Below are 24,868 nucleotides of genomic sequence, written 5' to 3' on the forward strand. Positions count from 1 at the left end.
CTGCGACATCGAGTCCACGAACCCGATCCGCGCCGGTCCGACAACAATGCCGCACAGGCAGGCCGGAATCGTCAAGGGCATTTAATATATATCAAAGATGATTGTTTCTCCCAACACGACAGGGCGTCGCAGTCCGGGCTACGACGCCGCACCGGCCGGGCGAAAGCGCGGCGCAGCCGGCGCTACCGCGCCCTTTATCCGTAATGCTGCGTGAAGACGCTCCATTGCCGATGAAAGCATCACGGACCGGCTCAGCTGGCCCGATCTGGCCACCACCCGACAAGCTCATGTCTTCCCGACAGCGAGCGCCCGGGCCTTAGGAAAATCCGCGAATTCGGCGAAATGTAGCACCACGCTTGACTTCCCAGTCAACCATACTAATCATAACGCGCCATGATCAATTTTCGGCTATACGATATCCATGGGACGACACATCGTCCCGCAAGCGCCCAGCCCTGAGGCGAATATCACGGCCTCGCCCGACGGCCAGGCTTTTCGACAGCAATCCGAGCACGCAGCGCCTTTTTCGGCGAGAATGCGTATAGTCCGCCCTTCACGGGCGAGGGTCGCCCCCATGGAAACGGCAGTGAACATCGCAACATTCCTCCGGGCAGAAGACATCGCGCTCGACCTGTCCGCCGCGAACAAGCAAGCCGCCATCGAGGCGGCATCGGAGCTGCTCTGCCCGGGCGAGGATGCTTGCCGCAAGGCGGTGCTCCAGGCGCTCCTGGCGCGTGAGCAGCTCGGCTCGACCGGCCTGGGCCGCGGCGTCGCGCTGCCGCATGCGCGCTCGAACACGCTGGCCGCGCCGAGGATCGCTCTGATGCGCCTGGAGCAATCGGTCGATTTCGGCGCGGCCGATGGCGACCCTGTCGACCTCGTGCTTGCCGTGATCTGGCCGGCCGAGGCGATGGACGACTTTCTGGGCACGCTTTCCAAGTTCTGCAAGATGCTGCGCGAGCCGCGCCTGCTTCAGGGCTTGCGCGACGTCGCCACTCCCGAGGAAGCGAGCGAGCTCCTGCGCCTGACGGCGGAGCAGACCCCCGGTCCCGACAAGGCGCGCGCCTGACAGCAGGACCGGCGTAAACACCTGACACCTCCCGCCGCCGGAGACACGGCCGGCGGCGGCTTCCCCATTCAACCGACCAGCGGATTTTTTCGAACCCAGGAGGACAAGGACGTGCGGATTGCCGATCGCACCGTTTTCGGACGGAAGATCGCTCACGAGGCGACCTATGCCGACAATGACGGCCGAGGGCCCGGAGAACCCATCCGCATCCAGTATGCCGCGCTCCCCCATCGCCTCTCGCAGACGGGAAGCCTCGATGTCATGCTGATCACCTCGCGCGATACCGGCCGCTGGGTCCTCCCAAAGGGCTGGCCGATGCGCGGCAAGACGGCCCGCGAAGCAGCGGCGCGTGAAGCTTATGAGGAAGCCGGGCTGATCGGGCAGGCCGACGCCGCCGCCCTCGGCTCCTATCATTACCGCAAGCGCCGGCGGCGCGGCACATCCGTGCTGTGCCGGGTCGATGTGTTCCCCCTCGACGTCCTGGCGGAACTCCAGCGCTGGCCGGAGAAGCGCCAGCGCCGGCGCTCCTGGTTCTCCGTCGAGGACGCAGCCGGGCTGGTCGACGAAGCCGAGCTGAAGGCCCTCATCCTGGCGGCGCAGGAGCACATCGGCCTCGGCGGCACGAAACCGGCAGGCTGAACCAAGCGGACTCCCGGGACCGGAGCGCTCCCGGAGGCCGAAAAGCAGCAACCGGCAAGCTTTCCTCAAGTCTATCGAGGAACATCCGCCCGGCACGAAACGACAAGGCAGAATGCAGTCATACCGAACCATTCGGCATGACCGCATACCCGGCGAGCCAGCCTGAAAACGGCCAGAACCGCGCCGCGGTTGATTTTTCCGGACACGGCGCTATAAGATGGTGCCTTGCCCGATGCAGGCTACATCTGCTGGTTGGAGAGGATGGAATGTCTCACGACGCCCCCTTCCAATTGGGGATGGGCTCAGTTTTACTGAACGCCTCCCAAAAGGAAGAAACCTTTGCGGCAAGCGCCTTGACGGCGCTGACCGAGGCGACCTGTATCGGCAGTCGCGCCGGCCTCGCGGCGCACGCCGCCGCAAGGCGCCACGCCGAGAAGAAGAGCCGGAACAACAGCGCGAAAGCACTGATCTAGCACGCGGAAGCGGCGTTCGCAGAGACGAAGCCGCTATCGCCCGGCCGCCTTTTCCGCAGGCGGCCACGAACCGCATACCCTTTGCGCAATCGCATCTCCCCCGGCGCTCCGCGCCGTGCCGGGCGCTGCAACGACGGCGCGTATCACGGCGGCCCGGCGGCCGCCCCGCTTTCGACAGGCACGACGCATCGATGATCCAGACCCCTTACTACCTGATCGACAAGGCAGGCTTGCTGCGCAATCTGCGGACGATCGAGCGCGTCCGCACGCAGTCGGGCGCCAAGGTGCTGCTGGCATTGAAGTGCTTCGCGACCTGGTCTGTGTTCGACCTGATGCGCGAATATATGGACGGCACCACCTCGTCCTCGCTCAACGAGGTCAGGCTCGGCCGCGAGACCTTCGGCGGCGAGACGCATGCCTACAGCGTCGCCTATGCCGACCACGAGATCGACGAGGTGCTCGCCAACTCGGACAAGATCATCTTCAACTCGATCAGTCAGTTCGAGCGCTTCGCCGACAAGACCGCCGCGACGAGCCGTGGCCTGCGGCTCAATCCGCAGATCAGCGCCTCGGGCTTCGACCTCGCGGACCCGGCCCGGCCGTTCAGCCGCCTCGGCGAATGGGACGTCGAAAAGGTCGCGGCGATCATCGGCCGGCTCGACGGCTTCATGATCCACAATAACTGCGAGAATGCCGATTTCGCCCGCTTCGACGCGATCCTGACCCAGATCGAGGAGAAATTCGGCGGATTGCTCAAGCAGGTCAACTGGGTGAGCCTGGGCGGCGGCATCCACTTCACCGCCGAGGGCTATGCGCTCGACGCCTTCTGCGACCGGCTGAAGAGCTTCTCGCAGCGCTATGGCGTGCAGGTCTATCTCGAGCCCGGCGAGGCGGCGGTCACCAAGAGCACCACCCTAGAGGTCACGGTGCTCGACACGCTCTTCAACGGCAAGCATCTCGCGATCGTCGACAGCTCGATCGAGGCGCATATGCTCGATCTGCTGATCTACCGGCAGACCGCCAAGATCGCGCCGGATGCCGGCCCGCATCGCAGCATGATCTGCGGCAAATCCTGCCTCGCCGGCGACATTTTCGGCGAGTTCCATTTCGAGCAGGCGCTCAAGCCCGGCGACCGGATCTCGATCCAGGATGCCGCCGGCTACACCATGGTGAAGAAGAACTGGTTCAACGGCGTCCAGATGCCGGCGATCGCGGTGCGTGAGCTCGACGGCAGCATCCGCAAGGTTCGCGACTTCACCTTCGACGACTTTAAGGCGAGCCTCTCCTGAAGCCCGCCACGCAACGCCACAGACAACACGAACAAAGGAGGCTCAGGCCCGAAATGCAGAAGAAGAATGTCCTGATCATCGGCGGCGGCGGCGTAGGCCAGGTGGTGGCCCATAAATGCGCCCAGAACAACGACGTGCTCGGCGACATCCATATCGCCTCGCGCACCCTGGCGAAATGCGAGGCGATCGTCGCCTCGGTCAAGCAGAAGGGCACGCTCAAGACCAAGGGCGAGATCGCGGCCCATCAGCTCGACGCACTCGACATCGAGGCGACCAAGGCGCTGATCGCCAAGACCCGGGCCGGGATCGTGATCAATGTCGGCTCGGCCTTCCTGAACATGTCGGTGCTTTCGGCCTGCATCCAGACCGGCGTCGCCTATATCGACACCGCGATCCACGAGGAGCCGCTGAAGATCTGCGAGACGCCGCCCTGGTACGGCAATTACGAGTGGAAGCGCCGCGAGGAATGCGCCAAGGCCGGCATCACCGCCATCCTCGGCGCCGGCTTCGACCCCGGCGTGGTCAACGCCTATGCGCGCCTCGCCAAGGACGAGTATTTCGACAAGATCGACTCGATCGACATCATCGACGTCAATGGCGGCGACCATGGCCGCTATTTCGCGACGAACTTCGATCCGGAGATCAATTTCCGCGAGTTCACCGGCACGGTCTGGTCCTGGCAGAACCGCCAGTGGACCTCGAACAAGATGTTCGAGGTCCGCAAGGACTGGGACCTGCCCGTCGTCGGCACGCGCCCGACCTACCTGACCGGCCATGACGAGATCCATTCGCTGTCGCGCAATCTCGACGTGCCGGACATCCGCTTCTGGATGGGCTTCGGCGAGCGCTACATCACGGTCTTCACCGTGCTGAACAATCTCGGCCTGCTCTCCGAGCAGCCGATCCGCACCGCCGAGGGCCAGGAGATCGTGCCGCTCAAGGTGGTCAAGGCCGTACTGCCCGACCCGTCCTCGCTGGCGCCTAACTATACCGGCAAGACCTGTATCGGCGACCTCGTGAAGGGCAAGAAGGACGGCAAGGCGCGCGAGGTCTTCATCTACAACGTCGCCGACCACGAGGAGGCCTATGCCGAGGTCGGCAGCCAGGGCATCTCCTACACCGCCGGCGTGCCGGCGGTCGCCGCCGCGATGCTGATCGCCAGCGGCGAGTGGGATGTGCGCGGCATGGTCAATGTCGAGGAGCTGCCGCCGCGGCCCTTCCTCGGCCTGCTCGACCGGATGGGCCTGCCGACGCGGATCCGCGACGAGGCCGGCGACCGTGCGCTGAGCTTCGCGGCCACGCCGGACGTCGCCAAGCGCGCGGCCGAACCGGCTCTGGCCGACTAAGACGCCGAGCGTCCCGGCGGATGCGGAAGGGCGCTCCAGCGCCATGTGAGAGCATCGGCCCGAAGAAGACTGGCCGGACAGGGGCAATCCCGTCCGGCCAATCCTCGTTGCGGCAGGCCACAGCGTCCGGACAGCGATACGGCCCGTCGGAGCGCACGACGACCGCGCGCCTCTGCACCAAATCTTGTAAGCAATACCTCGATTTTGCAGGGTAATTTATTTTCAGATCAACAAAAAAGACGCCAAAATCGGTTTGTTCGGAAAATATTATTTCCATCAAATTCGATTCTTTGGGCCGCACCTGGCGATATTTGACTTCCTAATACTTTCGGCCGATGCTGGCTTTGCCATGATCGGAAATCATCCCCCAGCCGGGGTCTTCTGCACAGCTTCGCGCCTCGCACGCCCCTAGCCCTGGTTCGGCGCGGCGGCCTTCGGCCCCGAGCGACGAGCCAGGGAGATCCAGCATCGCCCGCAGGCATGACAGGCGACCGGCACATGCCGGGCGCTCGGTCGCTGCCGCCCTATCGGGCCAAGCCCTTTCATTCTGCAGCCCGCCCTTCTTGCGGCCGCGCCGAGATGCGCGCCGCCCGCGGCTGCGCGCCATCAGGAAACCAGAACCATGAGCAATAAGCGCAAAGGCAACCGCGAAGCCAAGAAACCGAAGCAGCAGAAGCCCGCTGCCCAGACAGCGTCCTCAATCGCCGAACTCAGCAAGCAGCCGCTGCCCGTCAAGAAGCTCGGGCGCTGACGGCGCTCCCAGCCGAATGCAGTCATGACGCACGGGCGGGCCCTCGCCACGGCCCGCCCGCATCATTCAATCCCAAAATGGGCCCGCAGACCCGATGAAAGGCAAAGGTGACCCCGCTTCCGCAGATCATCATCACGCATGAGGACCTCGCAATCCTCTCGGGCCTCATCGAAAAGGCCATGGCGAGCGGCCGCTACACGGCCGCGACCAGGCTCGCCGACGAACTGCACCGGGCCCAGGTGGTCGAAGCCGCGCGGGCACCGCCGGACTGCCTGCGACTGAACATCGGCGGGCAATATCTCGAGGAGCGCAGCGGTGCGGTGCGCGACATCGTGCTCGTCGCCGGGCGCAGCAGCGCCGCAGTCGGCCTCGTTTCGGTGCTGAGCCAGGTTGGCACCGCCCTGCTCGGGCTCTCGGCGGGCCAGCGCATCGGCTGGCTCGATCCGCGCGGCAAGCCGCGCTGGCTGCGCCTCCTGCGCGTCGATGGCGGCATTTCGGGGACGGCGCCCCTGGCCTGAAGCCTTCTCGCCTGAGGCCTGCAGCCATGCCACTCCGGCGCTGCGCCCGATGACCGCGGCAACCCGTGCCGCCCGACCTTCGGCGCTACCTGCCCAGCGACCCCGACCTCAACCTCAACCTCAACCGCGCCCCGAGGTCCGGCACAGCCGCACTCCCGGCCCTTCGCGACCGTCCGGAAGAAAGCGAACGCCGGCCTGCTCGAAAGCCGCAAGGACCAGGGCTTCCGAGGCGCGCTGAAGCTCGTGACGCTCGCGCTCGAAATCGCGGACGGTGCTGCGCGAAACGCCGGCGGTGGCAGCGAGCTGATCCTGCGTCCAATTCAGCAGCCCACGCGCGGCGCGGCATAGTTCAGGACGTAAATTCATGACGTTCGCCCATTGCCTTCGGCTGCCTGAGTCAACCATAATGGACGGAATCGGGCAAGGCTGGAGTTCTGCGGCAGTCCAACTGGAAGGATCCCTCATCCATCATGGCGGACGACGCCTTACTCCTGAGCCTGATCGTCGCCCTGCCTTTCCTGGGCAGCCTGCTCGCGGCGCTCCTTCCCGCCAATGCCCGCAATGCCGAAGCCTGGCTCGCCGGGCTGATCACTGTCGGCATCCTGACCATCGCCGGGATCCTGTGGCCGAAAGTGGCCGAACCCGCCGCCCTGCGGGCACAGTTCGAATGGCTGCCGGAATACGGCCTCAACTTCGTCCTGCGCCTCGACGGACTGGCCTGGCTCTTCGTCATCCTGATCGCCGGGATCGGCCTGCTCGTCGTGCTCTATGCGCGCTATTACATGTCGCCGGACGATCCGGTGCCGCGCTTCTTCTCGTTCCTGCTCGCCTTCATGGGCGCGATGCTCGGCGTCGTGCTGAGCGGAAACCTGATCCAGATCGTCCTGTTCTGGGAACTGACCAGCCTCTTCTCCTTCCTGCTGATCGCCTATTGGCACCATAGCCAGAGCGCCCGCGACGGCGCCCGCATCGCCCTGACCGTCACCGCCGCCGGCGGGCTATGCCTGCTCGCCGGCATGCTGCTGCTCGGCCATATCGTCGGCAGCTACGATCTCGATGTCGTGCTCGCCTCGGGCCCGAAGATCGTCACGCATCCGCTCTATCTCACGGCGCTGATCCTGGTCGCGCTCGGCGCCCTGACCAAGAGCGCGCAGTTCCCCTTCCATTTCTGGCTGCCGCGGGCCATGGCCGCGCCGACGCCGGTCTCGGCCTATCTGCACTCCGCCACTATGGTGAAGGCCGGGGTCTTCCTGCTGGCGCGGCTGTGGCCGGCGATGGCGGGACACGAATACTGGTTCTGGGTGCTGGCGCCAATCGGCGTCGCGACGCTGGTGATCGGCGCCTTCCTGGCGCTGTTCCAGCAGGATCTGAAAGGGCTTCTCGCCTATTCGACGATCAGCCATCTCGGCCTGATCACCCTGCTGCTCGGGCTCGGCAGCCCGCTGGCGGCGGTCGCGGCAATCTTCCACATCATGAACCATGCGACCTTCAAGGCCTCGCTGTTCATGGCGGCCGGGATCATCGACCATGAGGCGGGAACGCGCGACGTCCGCCGGCTCGGCGGGCTCTACCGCGCCATGCCGATCACCGCGACCCTGGCCATGGTCGCTGCGGCCTCGATGGCCGGCGTGCCGCTGCTCAACGGCTTTCTCTCGAAGGAAATGTTCTTCGCCGAGACCATCGAGTACCATGTCGACACGGCGCTCGACCATCTGCTGCCCTATATCGCGACCGTCGCCGGCATGTTCAGCGTCGGCTATTCGCTGCGGCTGATCCATCAGGTCTTCTTCGGTCCGCCCGCGACCGACCTGCCGCACAAGCCGCACGACCCGGTGATCTGGATGCTGCTGCCGGTCGGCCTGCTGGTGCTGATCTGCCTTCTGGTCGGCATCGTGCCGGCGCAGACCGTGGGCGGCGTGCTCGCTGTCGCGGTCGAGTCGGTGCTGAGGGGACAGACGCCGAGCTACAGCCTGGCCGTCTGGCACGGCTTCACCCCCGCCCTGCTGATGAGCTTGGTGGCGACGGCGGGTGGCATCGTCATCTATCTCTCGATGCTGCGCTATCTTTCCGGCAACATCGAAGGCGCACCGCTGCTGCGCGAGTTGAAAGGCAAGCGCCTGTTCGAGCGGGCGATCGTCTTCCTGTCCTGGCGCTGGGCCAAGGGCCTGGAGCAGATCGTCAGCACCGCCCGGCTGCAGCCGCAGATGCGCCTGCTGATCGGCGTCACCATCATGCTGGCGCTCTGGTCCTTCTATACGAGGCCGATCTCGCTGGTGCCCGGCAGCCTGCAGGGAGCCGATCTCGAATTCATGCTGGTCTGGGTGGTCGGTGCCGCCTGCGCGCTCGGAGCCGCCTATCAGGCCAAATATCACCGACTCGCCGCGGTGATCCTGACCGGCGGCACCGGGCTCGCGGTCTGCCTGACCTTCGCCTGGTTCTCGGCTCCCGATCTCGCCTTGACCCAGCTCCTGGTCGAGATCGTCACCACCGTCCTGCTCCTGCTCGGCCTGCGCTGGCTGCCGAAGCGCATCGAGGGGATCGCCTCCGAAAGCGCCTTCTCCGCCAGGCTGCGCCGTTTCCGCGACCTCGCCATCGCGATCTCCGGCGGCGCCGGGCTCGCCGGGCTCTCTTATCTGGTGATGACCTGGCCGCTCGCCGGCAGCATCTCCGGGAATTTCCTCGAGCGCGCCTATACCGAGGGCGGCGGCCGCAACGTCGTCAACGTGCTGCTCGTCGATTTCCGCGGCTTCGACACGCTCGGCGAGATCGCCGTGCTCGGCGTGGTGGCGATCACGGTCTACGCATTGCTGCGCCGCTTCCGCCCGGCCCGCGACAGTATCGGGCTGCCAGAGCAGAAGCAGTTCCAGAACCTCTACGACGCCGACATCCAGGGCAGCGGCAAGGATCCGATCACGGCACATTACCTGCTGGTGCCGGGCCTGATCATGCGCCTGCTCTTCCCGGTGATCGCGATGATGGCGGTGTTCCTGTTCATGCGCGGGCATGACCTGCCGGGCGGCGGCTTCGTCGCGGGGCTGACCTTCGCGATCGCCTTCATCCTGCAATACATGGCCGGCGGCGCCCGCTGGGTCGAAGCCCGGCTGCGCATCCTGCCGGTGCGCTGGATCGGCGTCGGCCTGCTGGTCGCTGCCTTGACCGGCGCCGGTGCCTTCGCCTTCGGGCGGCCATTCCTGACCTCGGCCTTCGCCTATGCCGAGCTGCCGCTGCTCGGCAAGCTGCCGCTGGCGAGCGCCCTCTTCTTCGATTTCGGCGTGTTCGCGCTCGTGCTGGGCGCAACCGTGCTGGTGTTGATCGCGCTGGCGCACCAGTCGCTACGCGTCTATCGCGCTGGCGCCGCCCGTGCCAACACAGCAAGCGGCGGGAAAAGCTGATGGAACTGATCGTCTCCCTCGCCATCGGCATCCTTGCGGGATCGGGCATCTGGCTCTTGCTGCGGCCGCGCACCTTCCAGGTCATTATCGGCCTGTCGCTGCTCTCCTATGCCGTCAATCTCTTCATCTTCGGCATGGGCCGGCTGCGCGTCGGTGCTCCGCCCGTGCTCGACCCCGCCGCCGGCGGCGACATCTCGCGCTATGCCGACCCGCTGCCGCAGGCGCTGGTCTTGACGGCGATCGTCATCAGCTTCGCCATGACCGCCCTCTTCCTCGTCGTACTGCTGGCCTCGCGCGGGCTGACCCGCAGCGACCATGTCGACGGCCGGGAGGGCGGCTCGTGAGCTGGCAGGACCATCTCGTCATCGCGCCGATCATCCTGCCGCTGATCGCCGGCGCGACGATGCTGCTCTTCGACGGTCGCAGCCGAACGGTCGCGGCCGTGCTCAACCTCGTCTCGACCTTCGCGCTGCTCGCGATCGCGATCAGCCTGGTCACGACCAGCGGCGGCCCCGATCCGGCCGCCGCCGTCAGGGTCTACCGGCTCGGCGACTGGCCGGCGCAGTTCGGCATCGTCCTGGTCGCCGACCGGCTGTCGAGCATGATGCTGTTGCTGACCGCGATCCTCGCCTGTGCGGCGCTGATCTTCTCGCTGGCCCGCTGGCATCGCTCCGGCAGCTATTTCCACCCGCTCTTCCAGTTCCTGCTGATGGGGCTGAACGGCGCCTTCCTCACCGGCGACCTGTTCAACCTCTTCGTCTTCTTCGAGGTGCTGCTCGCCGCCTCCTATGGCCTCGCCTTGCATGGCTCCGGCCATGCCCGCGTACGCGCCGGCCTGCACTACATCGCCGTCAACCTCGTCGCGGCGCTGGTCTTCCTGGTCGGCGTCAGCATGGTCTACGGCGCCGCCGGCACGCTCAACATGGCCGATCTCGCCGCCCGGATCGGCAGCCTGCCGGCGCGCGAGCGCGCGCTGCTGGAAACCGGCACCAGCATTCTCGGCGTCGCCTTCCTGGTGAAGGCCGCGGCCTGGCCGCTCGGCTTCTGGCTGCCCGGCACCTATGCGGCGGCGAGCGCGCCGGTCGCCGCGCTGTTCTCGGTGATGACCAAGGTCGGCATCTACGCGATCCTCCGGATGGGCTTTCTGCTCGCCGGCCCAGAAGCCGCCGCCGGCTCCTCTCAGTTCGGCGATGTCTGGCTGCTCGCTGCAGGAGCCGCCACCATCCTCTTCGCCATGGTCGGCATGCTCGCCTCGCAGGATCTCGCCAAGCTCGCGAGCTTCTCGGTCGTGGTTTCGTCGGGAACCATGCTCGCCGTGCTCGGCACCAACGACGTCTCGATCATCGGACCGGCGCTCTATTATCTGGTGTCGTCGACACTCGCGATCGGCGCCTTCTTCCTGCTGATCGAGCTGATCGAACGCGGCCGCGCGCCGACCGACGACATTCTCGCGGTGACGCTCGAAGCCTATGGCATCGAGGACGAGGAGGAGCCCGGCGAAGACGGTGATGCCGGCGTCGCCGTGCCGGCGATCCTCGCCGTGCTCGGCGCGGCCTTCATCGTCTCGGCGCTCTTGCTCTCCGGCCTGCCGCCGCTATCCGGCTTCGTCGCCAAATTCGCGATCCTGGCCGGTGCGCTCGGCGGGAGCAACCCGGCGACGGCGACCGGGATCGCCCCGGCCGCCTGGGCCTTGCTCGTGCTGCTGCTGCTCTCCGGCTTCGTGACGCTGATCGCCATGGTGCGCGCCGGCATCCGTTCCTTCTGGGCGGTGATCGAACGCGAGGTGCCGCGCGTGCGGGTGATAGAAGTGGCGCCCGTCGCAGCCCTGCTGCTGCTCTGCCTCACCCTGACGCTGCAGGCCGGCCCGGCGATGCGTTTCATGCAAGCCACAGCGGTGGGGCTGCACGGTTCCGAGGCCTATATCCAGGGGGTTCTGACACCGACAGCGATGCCGGCGGGGGGCAAGCCATGAGCCGCTGGCTGCCCTCCCCGCTCGTCTCCCTGGGCCTGCTGGCACTCTGGCTGCTGCTGAACCAGAGCCTGTCGCTCGGTCACCTGCTGCTCGGCGGCGTGCTCGGCCTGCTCGGCCCGCTCATGCTGCGGCGGCTCGATGTCGCGCCGCTGAAGCTGCGACGGCCGGCCGCGATTCCGCGCCTGCTCGGCGTGTTCATCGCCGACATGGTCCGCTCCAATTTCGCAGTGGCGCGCGTCATCCTGTTCGATCAGGCCGATCGCAGGCCCGGCTTCGTCCGCATCCCGCTGCGGCTGCGCTCGCGCTATGGGCTGGCGGCCCTGGCCTGCATCATCACCGCGACACCGGGCACGAGCTGGGTCAGCTATGATCCGGCCACCGGCATGCTGGTGATCCATGTGCTCGACCTGAGCGAAGGGGACGACTGGTCCGCGCTGATCGAACGGCGCTATGTCGGACTGCTGGTGGAGATCTTCGAATGAGCGCCGCGATCCTCACCTTCGCCCTCGTCACCGGCCAGATCCTGCTGGCTCTGGCCATGGTCGCCGCCGCCTACCGCATCCTGCGTGGCCCGCGCGCCCAGGATCGCGTGCTCGGCATGGACGCGCTCTATCTCAATGCGATGCTGCTCCTGCTCGTCTTCGGCATCGGCTCCGGCACGACGCTGTATTTCGAGGCGGCGCTGGCGATCGGCCTGCTCGGCTTCGTTTCGACTGTGGCGATGGCGAAGTTCCTGATGCGTGGGGAGGTCATCGAATGATGTCGCTCCACGCCCTCCCCGCCTGGGCGGCGCTTCCGGTCGCGGCGCTGATCCTCGCCGGCTCGCTGCTGGCCTTGACGGGGGCGCTCGGCCTGCTGCGGTTCAAGAGCTTCTATGAGCGCGTGCACGCGCCGACGCTCGGCTCGACGCTGGGCATGGGCTGCATCCTCCTCGCCTCGATGCTGTACTTCTCGGTCGGCCAGACACGCCCCGTAGTGCACGAGATCCTGATCGGCCTCTTCATCACGATCACCACGCCGGTGACGCTGCTGCTGCTGGTGCAGGCGACGCTTTACCGGGACCGGCAGGAAGGCCGCGACCCGCTCGACGCAGACAATCGCCCGGAGGCATAGGGCGCCTCGTCTCGAAGCTGGCTTTTACATCGTCGATTCAGGGGGCCTGGCGCCTTCCGCGAGCAGCAGGGCGAGAAGCTCGCGCTGATTATGCGTCCCCGTCTTGCCGAAGGCGCTCTTGATATGGGCGCGGGCGGTTTCGTAGGTGACCCCGAGCTCCTTCGCGATGTCGACCAGCGATCCGCCAAGCCGCAGCGCGCTGGTGATGCGGGCCTCCTGCTCCGTCAGGCGATAACGCGCCCGGAGGCGAACGGCGACATCCGACCGGTCGGGAGGAAGCACTCTGAGGATCACCAGGGCCGTGACCGCCGGGCTGAAATAGGCAAGCGGGCCGCGCCACGCTAGGGAGTGCAGATTCGAAGCGAGCGGCAGCACCGATACGGAAAGCCTGGTTCCGGCCCATTCGACCGCGAACTCGGCATGGCCTCCAGCGCCGCCGGGATATCGCGCGCAAGTAGCCTGGACCGAGCGAGAGAACCTAGCATCGATCTCGGGCAGGCCGAACGAAACGATATCGCGGGCCCGCACATTGATCAGCATGCCGCTGTCGATCAAGGCCTCGGCAGCGGCATTTGCCGCGACGAGCTTGCAGTCGGCGTTCACGATGAAGGCGGGATCGAGCAGGTTCTGCATGAGACCATCGCTGGGAGTTGTGTGCTGACCGCGCAGAACAGCGCGATTGCAGTCGAATGCTCGACGCATGCGGGCGGCCAAGGCCTGCATCGCCGGCGCCAGCACTTCGTTCGTCCGCTCATGGGAGCGACCATCATAGTGGACGCAGAAGAACGCGACGCGATCGCGCTCATGCGCGATCTTGAGACCCAGGGCCATGTCGGCCCGCCCCATCGGCTTGAGCCAGTCATTGTAAAACTCGGTGGTTTCAAGAACCCGACGCGGCAGGATCGCATCGGCCAACTCGACCTTCGCGGCCGCCATCTCCCTCCAGGATCCCAGCCATGGATTACGGGAGGCGAAATGCAAAAAATACGGCTCGAGATTGACGTCCTCCCAGCCAGCTCCGGCCAGAGGCGTGGCGTAGGGCGCCTGTTGGTCGTGCCCCTGGAAAAGAACGCGCACATCGGGGCGCAAGGCCTGGAAAGCAGCACAGACATCCTGCCAGCGCTCTGGAGACAGAGCAGCCGCGTCGATCACTTCGCCGACTTGCGAAACCGCGCGAACGAACTCGGCACCACTCAGGCCGCGCAGCGCCATTCCGGATCCCCCGATCCCTTTTTGATTGTGCCGATCATCCTCCAGCGGAAACCGAAGGGCAATGGGCTGTCCAGCTCGCGGCGTGCGATCAGCCGCAATCTAGTGATCCGCGCGGAACCTGTCCTACCCCAATTGGGTGACGGCAAAGATCCCGAACTGCTGCAGACTTGAAACCAGCCGATCAAGGCTAGCCTGCTCGAACCGGGGGGATGGGCAGTGAAGGGCCGATGCGTGATGCGCCTTGCCGAAGCCCGAGGCCGCTGTCGTTTCTGCGACGGGACTGATACCGAGCCGTGCACCTGCCGGGACGCAGAGAGCGACGCCGTCAGGATGGTCACACTTAGCCAGCTATGGGGCAATACGGCACTCGGTCGAAGCTCCAACCTGGCCATACGTGCGGCGACCAGCTCCAGGGAGCTTCACGCCATCGGCCGCCTTCGCTACCGGCTTTTCGTCGAGCGCGGCGGCGAGAGCTTTGTCCATGCGAGCCATGGCGACGGCTGGCTCCTGGAACCGATCGACACGGCGAGCCTCAATCTCTGGGCCGGTCCGGAACGACGCTGTCTCGCTGCAGCCCGGCTTACCCAGGGTGCGGACGCCGTCACCGACCCCCGACTCGCAGCGATGCTTCGACGCAGTGCGCTCCCAGCGGCCGAACATCCCCATTCTCTGGTACTTTCGCGCCTGGCGATCCGGCACCAGGCCAGCGCCCGACCGCTCGCCCAGGCCCTCGCCCGGCATGCCTACCGGGTCGGGCTCGAAGCGGGCGCCGACACGGCGCTCCTCGCCTCCCGCCCCGCAGACATCGTGTTCTTCACACGCCTTGGCTTCAGACCCTCCGGCGCTGCGTGGACCGAGCCTGGCGTGGGCGAGCTCCGCTGCCTGACACTCGCGATGCGGGACCGCGCAACGCTCCGGGCGGCCAGCTCACCGTTGCTGGCCGAGCTCGACGCGTTCGAGGCCAATGGCTCGTCCGGGACCGCAAAGGTCTCGATCCTCGATCTCGGCGACGATCTGTGAGGCCCGGCACGGGCACAGACCCTCCGGCCTTTCGCGCTCTCCGCTCGCCCTTCCCCCATTGACGGGCTCTGGACCACCTCCCGGAGGCGCGTGATCAGGCACCGCCGCCGGCGCCGTGCTTGATCAGTTCCCGCGCGATGATGGTGCGCTGGATCTGGTTGGTGCCCTCGTAGATCTGGGTGATCTTGGCGTCGCGGTAGAGGCGCTCGACCTCGAAGCCCTGGATATAGCCGGAGCCGCCGAAGATCTGGACGGCGTTCGCGGTCTGCGCCACCGCCATGTCGCTGGCGAAGCATTTGGCGATCGAGGCGGCCGAGGTCGCCGGCGCGCCATGGTCGATCAGCAGCGCCGCCCGCTCGACCAGCGCCCGGGCCGCGGCGATGTCCTTGGCCATGTCGGCGAGCATCCATTGCAGGCCCTGGTTCTCCAGGATCGGCTTGCCGAACTGGCGCCGCTCGCGGGCATAGGCCAGCGCCGCCTCGAGCCCCGCCTGGGCGATGCCGACGGCGAGCGCGCCGATGCCGACGCGGCCCTTTTCGAGCACGCTCATCATGATGTGGAAGCCCCGGCCCTGCGGACCGAGCAGGGCATCACGCGGCACCGTCACGCCATCGAAGTTCAGCGCGCCGACCTGGCTGGCGCGCTGGCCCATCTTGTGTTCCTTGGCCCCGCGCGAAACACCGGGTGCGTTGAGGTCGACGATGAAGATGCTCATGCCGCGATGGCCGGCGGCGGGGTCGGTCGAGGCCAGCACGAAGCCGAGATCGGCGACCGGCGCATTGTGGATCCAGAGCTTGCCGCCATCGATGACATAGCCATCGGCGGTCTCGCGTGCGGTGGTGCGGACATTGGAGAGGTCGGACCCCGCCTCGGCCTCGGTCAGGCAATAGGCGACGCGGGCCTTGCCGCGCAGGATGTCCGGCAGATGGCGGGCACGCTGCCCGGCCGTACCATAGCGGGTCAGCAGCGTGCCGATCAGCTCGACGAGACCGCACTGGTCGGCGACGGAGGCATAGCCGCGCGACAATTCCTCCATGACGAGCGCATAGGCATAGCTGTCGAGCCCGGCGCCGCCATGCTCGGGATCGGCGGTGATGCCGAACAGGCCGAGCTCGCCCATCTGGCGATAGATCTCGGCCGGAAAGGTCGAGTCACGGTCGAGCTCGGCGGCAGCTGGGCGCACCACCTCATCGGCGAAGCGGCGGGCGGTGTCGCGAATCTGCTGGTAGAGCGCTGTGTCCTGGAGCGGCGCGTGCATGGGGTTTCCTCCCGTCCTCAGGCGATGCCGTTCAGGGCGCAGAGATGACCCATCCGCGTTGTCGCGCGCTCGGGATCGGCGAAGAGCCCGGCCTGGTCGGCGAGGCGGAAGAGATCGGCATAGTGCAGGATGCCGCGGGCCGATTCAGCGCCGCCGACCATGCGGAAATGATCCTGGAAGCCGTTAAGCCAGGCGAGGAAGACCACGCCGCTCTTGTAATACTGGGTCGGGGCCTCGAAGAGCCGGCGCGCCAGCGTGACCGTCGGGTCGAGGATGGCGTGGAAGCCCTGCCGGTCGCCCGCATCGAGGCAGGCGAAGGCGGCGGCCGCCGCCGGCGCGATCGGGTCGAAAATGCCGAGCAAGCCGTGCGAAAAACCCTGCGCGTCGCCGCCGATCAGCTCGGCATAGTTGAAGTCGTCGCCGGTATACATCACGACGCCTTCCGGCAGTTGCCGGCGCATGGAGATCTCCTTGCCGGCATCGAGCAGCGAGATCTTGATGCCGTCGATCTTGGCGGCGTGCTCGCGGATCAGCGTCAGCACGGTCTGCATCGCCGGCTCGAAATCGCGGCTGCCCCAATAGCCGGCGAGCGCCGGGTCGAACATCTCGCCGAGCCAGTGCAGGATGACCTTGCCGCGGCACTGGCCGAGCAGCCGGCCATAAACCGCAAGATAGTCGTCCGGCCCCTTCGCCACCCGGCAGAGCGCGCGGCTCGCCATCAGGATGATCTTGCCGCCATGCTTCTCGACATGGGCGATCTGCTCCTCATAGGCACGGATGACGTCGTCGAGCGTGGTCGCGGCATTGGCGTCGAGCTGGTCGGTCCCGGCACCGCAGGCGAGATCGGCGCCCGGCACGGTCTTCGCCTCGGCGAGCACGCGGGCGATCAGCTCGGCGGCATTGCTCCAGTCGAGTCCCTGTCCGCGCTGCGAGGTGTCCATCGCCTCGGCGATCTTGAAGCCTAGGCCCCAGAGATGGCGCCGGAAGGCCAGGGTCGCATCCCAGTCGAGCGCCGGGACGCGCCAGGGCTCGTCCAGCCTGCGCGGATCGGCGACGACATGGGCGGCGGCGAAGACGGTGCGTGTCCGCGACGGCGCATGGGTCCGAGGAAAGCGCGAGGCCGGCGCCAGCATGTAGCGCTCAGTCCCACCATCGGCCCGGGGCAAGGTGATCTCGGCCATCGCATCCTCCCGAAATGGAACGTTCCATTTAATTTATCTGCTCCAACCGCTATAATTCATTGTTCCGGCGATTTGAAGAGAGATATTGCCACGTCTGCTCGGCAATGATATGGAACGTTCCAAATTCAATAATGCCTTCGGGCAAACGGGACGAAGCGATGCCGCAAGGGGCGCAGCCCAGGGACAAGGTGACGATCATCGAGATCGCGGACGCTGCCGGCGTCTCGAAATCGACGGTCTCGCTCGTCCTGACCGGCCGCGGCAGCGTCAAGCCCGAGACGCGCGAGCGCATCCTCCAGGTGATGGACGAGCTCGGCTACGTCTATAATCGCGGCGCCGCCAATCTGCGCAACACGCAGTCCAAGATCGTCGGCCTCGTTCTCAACGACCTCTCCAACCCGTTCTTCGCCGAATTCGCGATCGGCGTCGAAACCGTGCTGCAGATGGCCGGCTATGTCGCCTTCATGGCGAACACCGCCGAAAGCGTGGTGCGCCAGGGCCAGGTCATGAAGATGATGCGCGAGCATGGCGCCCGCGGCATCATCCTCTGCCCCGCGCTCGACACCACGGCCGAGGAACTGGCACTGGCAAGTGGTCCGGACACGGCCCTGCTGGTCGCCATCCGCCGGCTGCCGGGAGTCGCGGCGAGTTCCGTGGTGCCGGACAATGTCGCTGGCTCGGCCAGGATCACCCGCCATCTCCTCAATCTCGGGCATAGGCGCATCGCCTATCTCGGCGGCATGAGTTCAATGGTGGTCCGGCAGGATCGCCATCAGGGCTTCAGCGAGGCGATGGCGAAGGCCGGCGTCGCGATCGATCCCGGCCTGAACCTCGAATGCATGCCGACCCGCGATGGCGGTTTCAGCGCGATGAGCTCGGCCCTGGCGCTGCCGAACCGGCCGACCGCCGTGGTCTGCTACAACGACGTCGTCGCCATCGGCGCCATGCTGGCCGCCGCCAGGCGCGGTCTCGTCGTCGGGCGCGACATCGCCATCGTCGGCTTCGACGACACCAGCGAAGCCCGGCATGTTTCGCCGGCCCTGACCACGATCGCGGTCGACGCGGTCGGGCTCGGCGAACGGGCCGCGGCCATGCTGCTCGAACGCATCACCAATCGCGCAGCGCCGGCGACCAGCCATGTCGGCCCGGCCGAGCTCGTCATCCGCGAATCCTGCGGCGCCTATCAGCATGCGCTGACGGCCGCCGGCTGACCCATTTTCACAACCGGACCAAAGCAAGATGGCGTTCCCCCGCATCCTCACCGCCGACGAAGCCGCCGCCCTGATCCCGGACGAGGCGATCGTCACCGTCTCCTCCTCATCGGGCCTCGGCTGCCCGGATGCGGTTCTTGCCGCGATCGGCCGACGCTTCGAGGCGAGCGGCCATCCGAGGCAGCTGACGACACTGCACCCGATCGCCGCCGGCGACATGTCGGGCATCAAGGGCATCGACCATCTCGCCAGGCCCGGCCTGCTCGCCCGCATCCTCGCCGGCTCCTACCCGTCCGGCCCGTCGAGTGCCGAGCCGCCGGCGATCTGGAAGATGGTCACCGGCAACGAGATCCCGGCCTACAACGTCCCGAGCGGCATCCTGTTCGACATGCATCGCGAGGCGGCTGCCAAGCGCCCGGGCGTGCTGACCAAGATCGGCATGGAGACCTTCGTCGACCCCAGGAACCAGGGCTGCGCCATGAACGAGCGCGCCGCTGCCGAGCCGATCGTCAGCCGCGTCGAGTTCGACGGCGAGGACTGGCTCTATTTCCGCAGCATCGTGCCGAAGGTCGCGATCATCCGCGCCACCACGGCCGATGAACGCGGTAACCTCTCCTATGAGCACGAGGGCGGCTATCTCGGCCCGCTCGACCAGGCGCTCTCCGTCCGCAACAATGGCGGCATCGTCATCGCGCAGGTGAAGCGCGTCGTCGCCGCCGGTTCGCTGAAGCCGCAGCAGGTCTTCGTGCCCGGCATCCTGGTCGATGCCATCGTCGTCGCACCCGAGCAGATGCAGACGACGCAGACCGTCTACGATCCCGCGATCTCGGGCGAGGTCTCGCGGCCGCTGTCGAGCTTCGAAACTCCGGCCTTCGACGTCGCCAAGGTGATCGCGCGGCGTGTCGCGCAGGAGCTGCGCCATGGCGACGCCGTCAATATCGGCTTCGGCATCTCGGCCAATGTCCCGCGCATCCTGATCGAGGAAGGCCAGCACGGCGCCGTCACCTGGGTGATCGAGCAGGGCGCGGTCGGCGGCGTGCCGCTGCTCGAATTCCAGTTCGGCTGCGCCTCCAATGCCGAGGCGATCGTGCCCTCGCCCTACCAGTTCACTTACTTTCAGGGCGCCGGCTTCGACATGTCGCTGCTCTCCTTCCTGCAGATCGACAGGCAGGGCTCGGTCAACGTCTCGAAGCTCGGGGTGCGCCCGCATGTCACCGCCGGCGCAGGCGGCTTCATCGACATCACCGCCCGCGCCCGGCGCATCGTCTTCTCCGGCTATTTCAGCGCCGGCGCCAAGCTCGGCATCGCAGACGGCAAGCTGGTCATCGAGAAGGAAGGCAAGGTCAGGAAGCTGGTCGAGGCCGTCGAGCACATCTCCTTCTCGGGCCCGCGCGCCATCGCCCAGGGCCAGGACATCACCTACATCACCGAACGCTGCGTGATGAAGCTGACGGCCGAGGGCATCGTCGTCAGCGAGATCGCGCCCGGCGTCGACCTCGAGCGCGACATCCTCGCCCAGGCCGAGTTCCCGCTGCTGGTGCCGCAGCCGCCAAAGCTGATGGATGCAGCTTTGTTCCAGGAAGCCGTGCTCGGCCTCGTCGTTCCCCGGAGGGCCGCATGAGCGATCCCGTCACCCTCGAGATCGCGGGCGGGCTCGCGATCATCACCCTCGCCCGCCCGGAAAAGCTCAACGCGCTCGACGATGTGATGGTCGCGCTGCTCGGCCGCCATGCCGAGACGATCGACGCCGACCGTTCGGTGCGCGCCGTGATCCTGACCGGCGAAGGCAAGGCCTTCTGCGCCGGCGGCGACATCGTCGCCTGGGGCGGACTTTCGCCGCTGGAGATGGGTCAGGGCTGGGTCCGCTCCGGCCATCGCGTCTTCGACAAGCTGGCGCGGATGAAGCCGCCGGTAATCGCGGCAATGAACGGCCATGCGCTCGGCGGCGGGCTCGAGCTCGCCGTCACCGCCGACATCCGGATCTGCGAGGTCCAGGCCAAGATCGGCCTGCCCGAAAGCGGGCTCGGCATGATCCCGGGCTGGTCGGGCACGCAGCGCCTGGTCAGGCGCCTCGGCGGGCGCGTCGCGCGACGCCTCGCGCTCACCGGCGAGATCGTCACGGCCGAGACGGCGCTGTCGCTCGGGATCGTCGATCAGGTCGTCGAGAAAGGCGGCGCGCTGGCAGCGGCCAAGGCCATGGCCGAGCGCGTGCTGACGCGCGGACCGGTGGCGAACATGGTGGTCAAGCAGTTGATCAACGCCGCCGAGGACGAGGACCGCGCCGCGATCCTGGAGACGCTGGCGACCTCGCTCGTCTCCTATACGGACGATGTCAAGGAAGGCGTCGGCGCCTTCAAGGACAAGCGTCCTCCGAGCTATCGGGGGTCTTGAGATGGCACGCCCCGTCGCCCTGATCACCGGCGGACGGCGCGGCATCGGCCGCGCCATCGGCCTCGCCCTCGCCCAGGCAGGCCATGACATCGCCTTCACCGATCTCGCCGAGGACGAGGCCGCGGCTTCGGCCAAGGCGGCTTTCGCCGAGGCCGGCGCACGCGTCTTGTTCGTCCGGCACGATGTCACCGCGATCGAGAGCCATGCCGGGCTCGTCGCGGCCGTGCTGCGCGAATTCGGCCGGCTCGACCTCTTCGTCTCGAATGCCGGCATCGGCGCGCCGGTGCGCGGCGACATGCTGGAGATCACGCCGGAATCCTATGATCTCGTCATGGGGGTCAATCTGCGCGGCGCCGCCTTCCTGAGCCAGGAAGTCGCCAAGGCGATGATCGGCCAGAGTGAGGCTCGGCACCCTGCGATCGTCTTCATCACCTCCGCCAGCACGGAACTGGTCTCGATCGACCGGGCGCAGTACTGCGTCTCGAAGATCGGCCTCTCGATGTGGGCCAAGGCGCTGGCCGTCAGGCTGGCGCCCGAGGGCATAGCGGTCTTCGAGGTCCGGCCGGGCGTGATCCGCACCGAGATGACGGCGAAGGTCGCGGCGAAATACGACGCCCGCATCGCCGAGGGGTTGATCCCGGCCGGGCGCTGGGGCGAGGGAGAGGATGTCGCGCGCTGCGTGGCCGGCCTGGCCGGCGGCGGCTTCGCCTATGCGACGGGAACGGTGATCAACGCCGATGGCGGGTTGATGATTCCGCGCCTGTAGTTAGGTTCGGCGCCGACAACCCGGCGCCGGAGACGTGGCGGTCGCCGTCAATGGACAAGGAGAAGGGGGCATGATGACAGCAAAGACCGGCATAGTCCCCCGGATGGGACGCACTGCATGAGCTATGAGTTCGATTTCGCTTCGGTCTTCGAAGCCTGGCCCGAACTGCTCCACGGGCTGGTCAATTCGCTGGTGCTCTCGGCCGCCGCCATGGCGATCGGCATGATCGTCGCCGTCGCCGGCGCGCTCGGCAAGACCTCCGGCCCGAAATGGCTGGTCTGGATCATCGACGGCTATATCGAGCTGATCCGCAACACGCCGTTTCTGATCCAGATCTTCATGATCTATTTCGGCCTGCCCTCGCTCGGCCTCAAATTCTCGTCCAACACCGCGGCGCTGATCGCACTGGTGGTCAATGTCGGCGCCTATGGCATCGAGATCATCCGCGCCGGCATCGAGAGCATCCAGAAGGGCCAGGTCGAGGCCGGCAAGTCGCTCGGCATGCGGCCGCTGCAGATCTTCCGCTACATCATCCTGAAGCCGGCGATCCAGGCGATCTACCCCTCGCTGACCAGCCAGTTCATCCTGCTGATGCTGAATTCGAGCGTCTGCTCGGTGATCGCGGCGACAGAGCTCACCGCCATCGCCGGCGACATCCAGTCGCGAACCTTCCGCAGCTTCGAGGTCTATTTCATCGTCACCTGCATGTATCTCGGCCTGTCGATGTTCTTCTGGACGGCCTTCGCCGCGATCGAGCGCAGCTTCCTGCGCAAGCCAACCCGGTAAGGTCTGAGACGATGCGTGAACTTGGACCCAACGAAATCATCTTCATCCTCGCCGCCGTGCGCTGGACCCTGCTGCTCTCGCTCGTCGCCTTCCTCGGCGGCGCGCTCGGCGGCGCCTTGGTGGCGCTCGCCCGCACCAGCGAGATCAAAGGTCTCAGGCTGATCTCGAATGGCTACATCAAGCTGTTCCAGGGCACGCCGCTGCTGATGCAGCTCTTCCTCGCCTTCTTCGTGCCGGGGCTGTTCGGCTGGTCGGTCGATCCCTGGACGGCGGCGGCGCTCGGCCTGTCGCTGCATGCCAGCGCCTTCCTCGGCGAGATCTGGCGCGGCGCCATCGAGGTCGTGCCGCGCGGCCAATGGGAGGCGGCGACCTCGCTCGGCCTGCGCTACACCCCGAAAATGGCGCTGATCATCGTGCCGCAGGCGATCCGCATCGCGATCCCCCCGACGATCGGCTTCTTGGTGCAGCTGATCAAGGGCACCTCGCTCGCCTCGATCATCGGCTTCGTCGAGCTGACCCGCGCCGCCCAGGTGATCAACAACGCCACCTTCCGGCCGTTCACGATCTTCGCGCTGGTCGCGCTGGTCTACTTCCTGATCTGCTGGCCGCTCTCGGCCTACAGCAAGCGGATGGAGCGCAAGCTCCTGGTCGCCGCGCGCTAGCGCGACGGCCGAGCCACCCCCAAAAAGGCAATCTGAGGAGAAACGCCTGATGTCCCTGTTCAAGTCCATTGCCCGCCGCAGCCTCGGCGCACTGGTCCTCGCCGGCTTCGCCGCCGCGACCCTCGGCGCCGCCCCGGCCAAGGCCGCCACGCCCGAGGAGATCAAGGCCCGCGGCAAGCTCATGGTCGGCCTCCTGACCGACTACCCGCCCTTTGGCGGCACCGACGCCCAGCAGCAGCCCGCCGGCTACGACGCCGACGTCGCGGCGCTGATGGCCAAGTCGCTCGGGGTCAAGCTCGAGCTCGTCCCGGTCACCGGCCCGAACCGCATCCCCTATCTCCTGACCAACAAGGTCGACGTGCTGATCGCGACCTTCGGCATCACCGCCGAGCGCTCGAAGCAGGTGCTGTTCTCGAGCCCCTACAGCTCGCTGACGATCTATGTGCTGGCGCCCAAGAGCCTGAACATCAAGACGACAGACGATTTGAAGCCGGTGACGATCAGCGTCGCCCGCGCCTCGACGCAGGACACCGCGATCACCGCCGCCGCCCCGCAGGGCACGCAGATCAAGCGCTTCGACGACGACGCCACCGCCCTGCAGGCGCTGATCTCCGGTCAGGTCCAGGCTATGGGCGCGAGCAACACCATCCTCGCCCAGCTCAACAAGGACTATCCGCAGCTCAACATCGAGCCGAAGCTGACGATGCGCGAGCAGGCCAACGGCATGGCCTTCCGCAAGGCCGACACGGCACTGGCAGAGTTCGCCAACAAGTTCATCGCCGAGATCGAGAAGAACGGCGAGCTCTCGGCGATCAACAAGCGCTGGTTCGGCGTCGAGCTGACCAAGCTGCCGCCGATGCCGCAGTTCTGATCCAGGACGACGACGCTGCGCCCGGCCGAGCGCCGGGCGCAGCGCCACAAGACGCAAGCGACGAGAAAAAGTGATGGCGAGCGAAGCGACCGCGACCAAGACCGCGGCAAGGTCGGACGAAGCCCCGATCATCCAGATGCGCAAGGTCGACAAGTTCTATGGCGACTTCCATGTGCTCCGGAACATCGACCTCTCGGTCACCCGCGGCGAGCGCATCGTCATCTGCGGGCCCTCGGGCTCGGGCAAGTCGACGCTGATCCGCTGCCTCAACCAGCTCGAGGAGCACCAGTCCGGCGAGATCGTCATCGACGGCACCACGGTGCATGCAGGCCTACGCGGCATCGAGGATGTCCGCCGCGAAATCGGCATGGTGTTCCAGAGCTTCAACCTGTTCCCGCATCTGACCGCGCTGGAGAACTGCACGCTGGCGCCGATGAAGGTGCGCGGCATTCCGAGAGCGGAGGCCGAGGCGGCAGCGCGCGTCATGCTCGAGCGGGTGCACATCCCCGAGCAGGCGATGAAATTCCCGATCCAGCTTTCCGGCGGCCAGCAGCAGCGCGTCGCGATCGCCCGCTCGCTCTGCATGAACCCGAAGATCATGCTGTTCGACGAGCCGACCTCGGCGCTCGACCCCGAAATGGTCAGTGAAGTGCTCGACGTCATGGTCGAACTCGCCGAGAGCGGCATGACCATGCTGGTCGTGACCCATGAGATGGGTTTCGCCCGCAAGGTCGCCGACCGGGTGATCTTCATGGATGCCGGCGAGATCGTCGAGGTCGCGCCGCCCGAGCAGTTCTTCCGGGCGCCGGAGAACGAGCGCACCCGCAAATTCCTCGGCCAGATCCTGCATACCTCCGGCCACTGAGGCCGGCACTCAGCGGTGGCTGAACAGACCCCCGCAACGCCGCTCCAGGTCGGCGATGCAGAACATCGGCGCGGATCTCCGCG

26 protein-coding genes are annotated in these 24,868 nt (G+C 66.7%); 22 read left to right on the forward strand and 4 right to left on the reverse strand.

All coding sequences use genetic code 11. From position 1 onward, the window contains the following. Positions 1 to 586 precede the first annotated feature (586 nt). From AC3RCC_RS26000 to AC3RCC_RS26030, 7 genes are all read left to right on the forward strand, one after another. Positions 587 to 1,069 (forward strand): PTS sugar transporter subunit IIA, encoded by a 483-nt coding sequence (locus AC3RCC_RS26000; RefSeq protein ID WP_492257064.1) that lies wholly within the window; start codon positions 587 to 589, stop codon positions 1,067 to 1,069. Between the two features lie 111 nt (positions 1,070 to 1,180). Then, positions 1,181 to 1,708 (forward strand): NUDIX hydrolase, encoded by a 528-nt coding sequence (locus AC3RCC_RS26005; protein ID WP_492257065.1) that lies wholly within the window; start codon positions 1,181 to 1,183, stop codon positions 1,706 to 1,708. A 137-nt stretch (positions 1,709 to 1,845) separates the two neighbouring features. Beyond that, positions 1,846 to 2,181, forward strand: coding sequence for a hypothetical protein (locus AC3RCC_RS26010; RefSeq protein WP_291635165.1), 336 nt, complete (start codon positions 1,846 to 1,848; stop codon positions 2,179 to 2,181). A gap of 191 nt (positions 2,182 to 2,372) precedes the next feature. Continuing rightward, complete coding sequence (locus AC3RCC_RS26015; protein WP_452118780.1) at positions 2,373 to 3,470, forward strand: carboxynorspermidine decarboxylase; 1,098 nt, start codon at positions 2,373 to 2,375, stop codon at positions 3,468 to 3,470. 53 nt (positions 3,471 to 3,523) lie between these two features. Further along, entirely contained in the window at positions 3,524 to 4,816 is a 1,293-nt protein-coding gene (locus AC3RCC_RS26020; RefSeq protein ID WP_492257066.1) for a saccharopine dehydrogenase family protein, read from the forward strand. Between the two features lie 622 nt (positions 4,817 to 5,438). Beyond that, entirely contained in the window at positions 5,439 to 5,567 is a 129-nt protein-coding gene (locus tag AC3RCC_RS26025; protein ID WP_291635160.1) for a hypothetical protein, read from the forward strand. A 107-nt stretch (positions 5,568 to 5,674) separates the two neighbouring features. Continuing rightward, positions 5,675 to 6,085: a GreA/GreB family elongation factor gene (locus tag AC3RCC_RS26030; RefSeq protein ID WP_492257067.1), complete on the forward strand. Its 411-nt coding sequence runs from the start codon at positions 5,675 to 5,677 to the stop codon at positions 6,083 to 6,085. A gap of 120 nt (positions 6,086 to 6,205) precedes the next feature. On the opposite strand, the gene AC3RCC_RS26035 is transcribed toward AC3RCC_RS26030, so the two are convergent. Beyond that, positions 6,206 to 6,490, reverse strand: coding sequence for a helix-turn-helix transcriptional regulator (locus tag AC3RCC_RS26035; protein ID WP_492258834.1), 285 nt, complete (start codon positions 6,488 to 6,490; stop codon positions 6,206 to 6,208). 65 nt (positions 6,491 to 6,555) lie between these two features. Between AC3RCC_RS26035 and AC3RCC_RS26040 the strand changes: the two genes are divergently transcribed. The 6 genes from AC3RCC_RS26040 to mnhG are packed head-to-tail and all read left to right on the forward strand — an operon-like array spanning position 6,556 to position 12,562. Next, entirely contained in the window at positions 6,556 to 9,477 is a 2,922-nt protein-coding gene (locus AC3RCC_RS26040) for a monovalent cation/H+ antiporter subunit A (RefSeq protein ID WP_492257068.1), read from the forward strand. Next, positions 9,477 to 9,821, forward strand: a complete 345-nt coding sequence (locus tag AC3RCC_RS26045) for a Na+/H+ antiporter subunit C (RefSeq protein ID WP_066475707.1) — start codon at positions 9,477 to 9,479, stop codon at positions 9,819 to 9,821. Before AC3RCC_RS26040 ends, AC3RCC_RS26045 begins: the two co-directional genes overlap by 1 nt. Continuing rightward, positions 9,818 to 11,449, forward strand: coding sequence for a monovalent cation/H+ antiporter subunit D (locus AC3RCC_RS26050; RefSeq protein ID WP_492257069.1), 1,632 nt, complete (start codon positions 9,818 to 9,820; stop codon positions 11,447 to 11,449). The genes AC3RCC_RS26045 and AC3RCC_RS26050 overlap by 4 nt, the downstream gene beginning before the upstream one ends. Next, positions 11,446 to 11,931 carry a Na+/H+ antiporter subunit E gene (locus AC3RCC_RS26055; protein WP_492257070.1) on the forward strand — a complete coding sequence of 162 codons (486 nt, stop codon included), beginning with the start codon at positions 11,446 to 11,448 and terminating at the stop codon, positions 11,929 to 11,931. Before AC3RCC_RS26050 ends, AC3RCC_RS26055 begins: the two co-directional genes overlap by 4 nt. Continuing rightward, positions 11,928 to 12,209, forward strand: coding sequence for a K+/H+ antiporter subunit F (locus tag AC3RCC_RS26060; RefSeq protein WP_492257071.1), 282 nt, complete (start codon positions 11,928 to 11,930; stop codon positions 12,207 to 12,209). Before AC3RCC_RS26055 ends, AC3RCC_RS26060 begins: the two co-directional genes overlap by 4 nt. After that, positions 12,206 to 12,562, forward strand: coding sequence for a monovalent cation/H(+) antiporter subunit G (gene mnhG, locus AC3RCC_RS26065; RefSeq protein ID WP_291647677.1), 357 nt, complete (start codon positions 12,206 to 12,208; stop codon positions 12,560 to 12,562). The genes AC3RCC_RS26060 and mnhG overlap by 4 nt, the downstream gene beginning before the upstream one ends. A 24-nt stretch (positions 12,563 to 12,586) precedes the next feature. Here the strand turns inward: mnhG and AC3RCC_RS26070 are convergent, their stop codons facing one another. Next, positions 12,587 to 13,774, reverse strand: coding sequence for a helix-turn-helix transcriptional regulator (locus AC3RCC_RS26070; RefSeq protein WP_492257072.1), 1,188 nt, complete (start codon positions 13,772 to 13,774; stop codon positions 12,587 to 12,589). Positions 13,775 to 14,104: 330 nt separating this feature from the next. On the opposite strand from AC3RCC_RS26070, the gene AC3RCC_RS26075 reads away from it, so the two are divergent. Next, positions 14,105 to 14,794 carry a GNAT family N-acetyltransferase gene (locus AC3RCC_RS26075; RefSeq protein ID WP_492257073.1) on the forward strand — a complete coding sequence of 230 codons (690 nt, stop codon included), beginning with the start codon at positions 14,105 to 14,107 and terminating at the stop codon, positions 14,792 to 14,794. Positions 14,795 to 14,888: 94 nt separating this feature from the next. Here the strand turns inward: AC3RCC_RS26075 and AC3RCC_RS26080 are convergent, their stop codons facing one another. Both AC3RCC_RS26080 and AC3RCC_RS26085 read right to left on the reverse strand, forming a co-directional pair. Next, complete coding sequence (locus tag AC3RCC_RS26080; RefSeq protein WP_492257074.1) at positions 14,889 to 16,052, reverse strand: acyl-CoA dehydrogenase family protein; 1,164 nt, start codon at positions 16,050 to 16,052, stop codon at positions 14,889 to 14,891. A gap of 17 nt (positions 16,053 to 16,069) precedes the next feature. After that, the gene (locus AC3RCC_RS26085; protein ID WP_492257075.1) at positions 16,070 to 17,233 is read right to left on the reverse strand and encodes a dihydrodipicolinate synthase family protein; all 1,164 of its coding nucleotides are present in this window, start codon (positions 17,231 to 17,233) and stop codon (positions 16,070 to 16,072) included. A 158-nt stretch (positions 17,234 to 17,391) separates the two neighbouring features. Between AC3RCC_RS26085 and AC3RCC_RS26090 the strand changes: the two genes are divergently transcribed. The 8 genes from AC3RCC_RS26090 (at position 17,392) to AC3RCC_RS26125 (ending at position 24,785) form a co-directional block, all read left to right on the forward strand. Beyond that, positions 17,392 to 18,444 carry a LacI family DNA-binding transcriptional regulator gene (locus tag AC3RCC_RS26090; RefSeq protein ID WP_492257076.1) on the forward strand — a complete coding sequence of 351 codons (1,053 nt, stop codon included), beginning with the start codon at positions 17,392 to 17,394 and terminating at the stop codon, positions 18,442 to 18,444. A gap of 28 nt (positions 18,445 to 18,472) precedes the next feature. Next, the gene (locus tag AC3RCC_RS26095; RefSeq protein WP_492257077.1) at positions 18,473 to 20,065 is read left to right on the forward strand and encodes an acyl CoA:acetate/3-ketoacid CoA transferase; all 1,593 of its coding nucleotides are present in this window, start codon (positions 18,473 to 18,475) and stop codon (positions 20,063 to 20,065) included. Further along, the gene (locus AC3RCC_RS26100; RefSeq protein WP_492257078.1) at positions 20,062 to 20,835 is read left to right on the forward strand and encodes an enoyl-CoA hydratase/isomerase family protein; all 774 of its coding nucleotides are present in this window, start codon (positions 20,062 to 20,064) and stop codon (positions 20,833 to 20,835) included. The genes AC3RCC_RS26095 and AC3RCC_RS26100 overlap by 4 nt, the downstream gene beginning before the upstream one ends. Before the next feature lies 1 nt (position 20,836). After that, complete coding sequence (locus tag AC3RCC_RS26105) at positions 20,837 to 21,601, forward strand: 3-ketoacyl-ACP reductase (RefSeq protein ID WP_492257079.1); 765 nt, start codon at positions 20,837 to 20,839, stop codon at positions 21,599 to 21,601. Positions 21,602 to 21,718: 117 nt separating this feature from the next. Continuing rightward, entirely contained in the window at positions 21,719 to 22,387 is a 669-nt protein-coding gene (locus AC3RCC_RS26110) for an amino acid ABC transporter permease (RefSeq protein WP_291635128.1), read from the forward strand. Positions 22,388 to 22,398: 11 nt separating this feature from the next. After that, positions 22,399 to 23,049 carry an amino acid ABC transporter permease gene (locus AC3RCC_RS26115; RefSeq protein ID WP_291647693.1) on the forward strand — a complete coding sequence of 217 codons (651 nt, stop codon included), beginning with the start codon at positions 22,399 to 22,401 and terminating at the stop codon, positions 23,047 to 23,049. 49 nt (positions 23,050 to 23,098) lie between these two features. Further along, positions 23,099 to 23,920: a transporter substrate-binding domain-containing protein gene (locus AC3RCC_RS26120; protein WP_492257080.1), complete on the forward strand. Its 822-nt coding sequence runs from the start codon at positions 23,099 to 23,101 to the stop codon at positions 23,918 to 23,920. Positions 23,921 to 24,056: 136 nt separating this feature from the next. Further along, entirely contained in the window at positions 24,057 to 24,785 is a 729-nt protein-coding gene (locus tag AC3RCC_RS26125) for an amino acid ABC transporter ATP-binding protein (protein WP_492258835.1), read from the forward strand. The last annotated feature ends 83 nt before the right edge of the window (positions 24,786 to 24,868 follow it).

The sequence above is a fragment of the Allobosea sp. GW823-FHT01F03 genome, assembly GCF_058798075.1.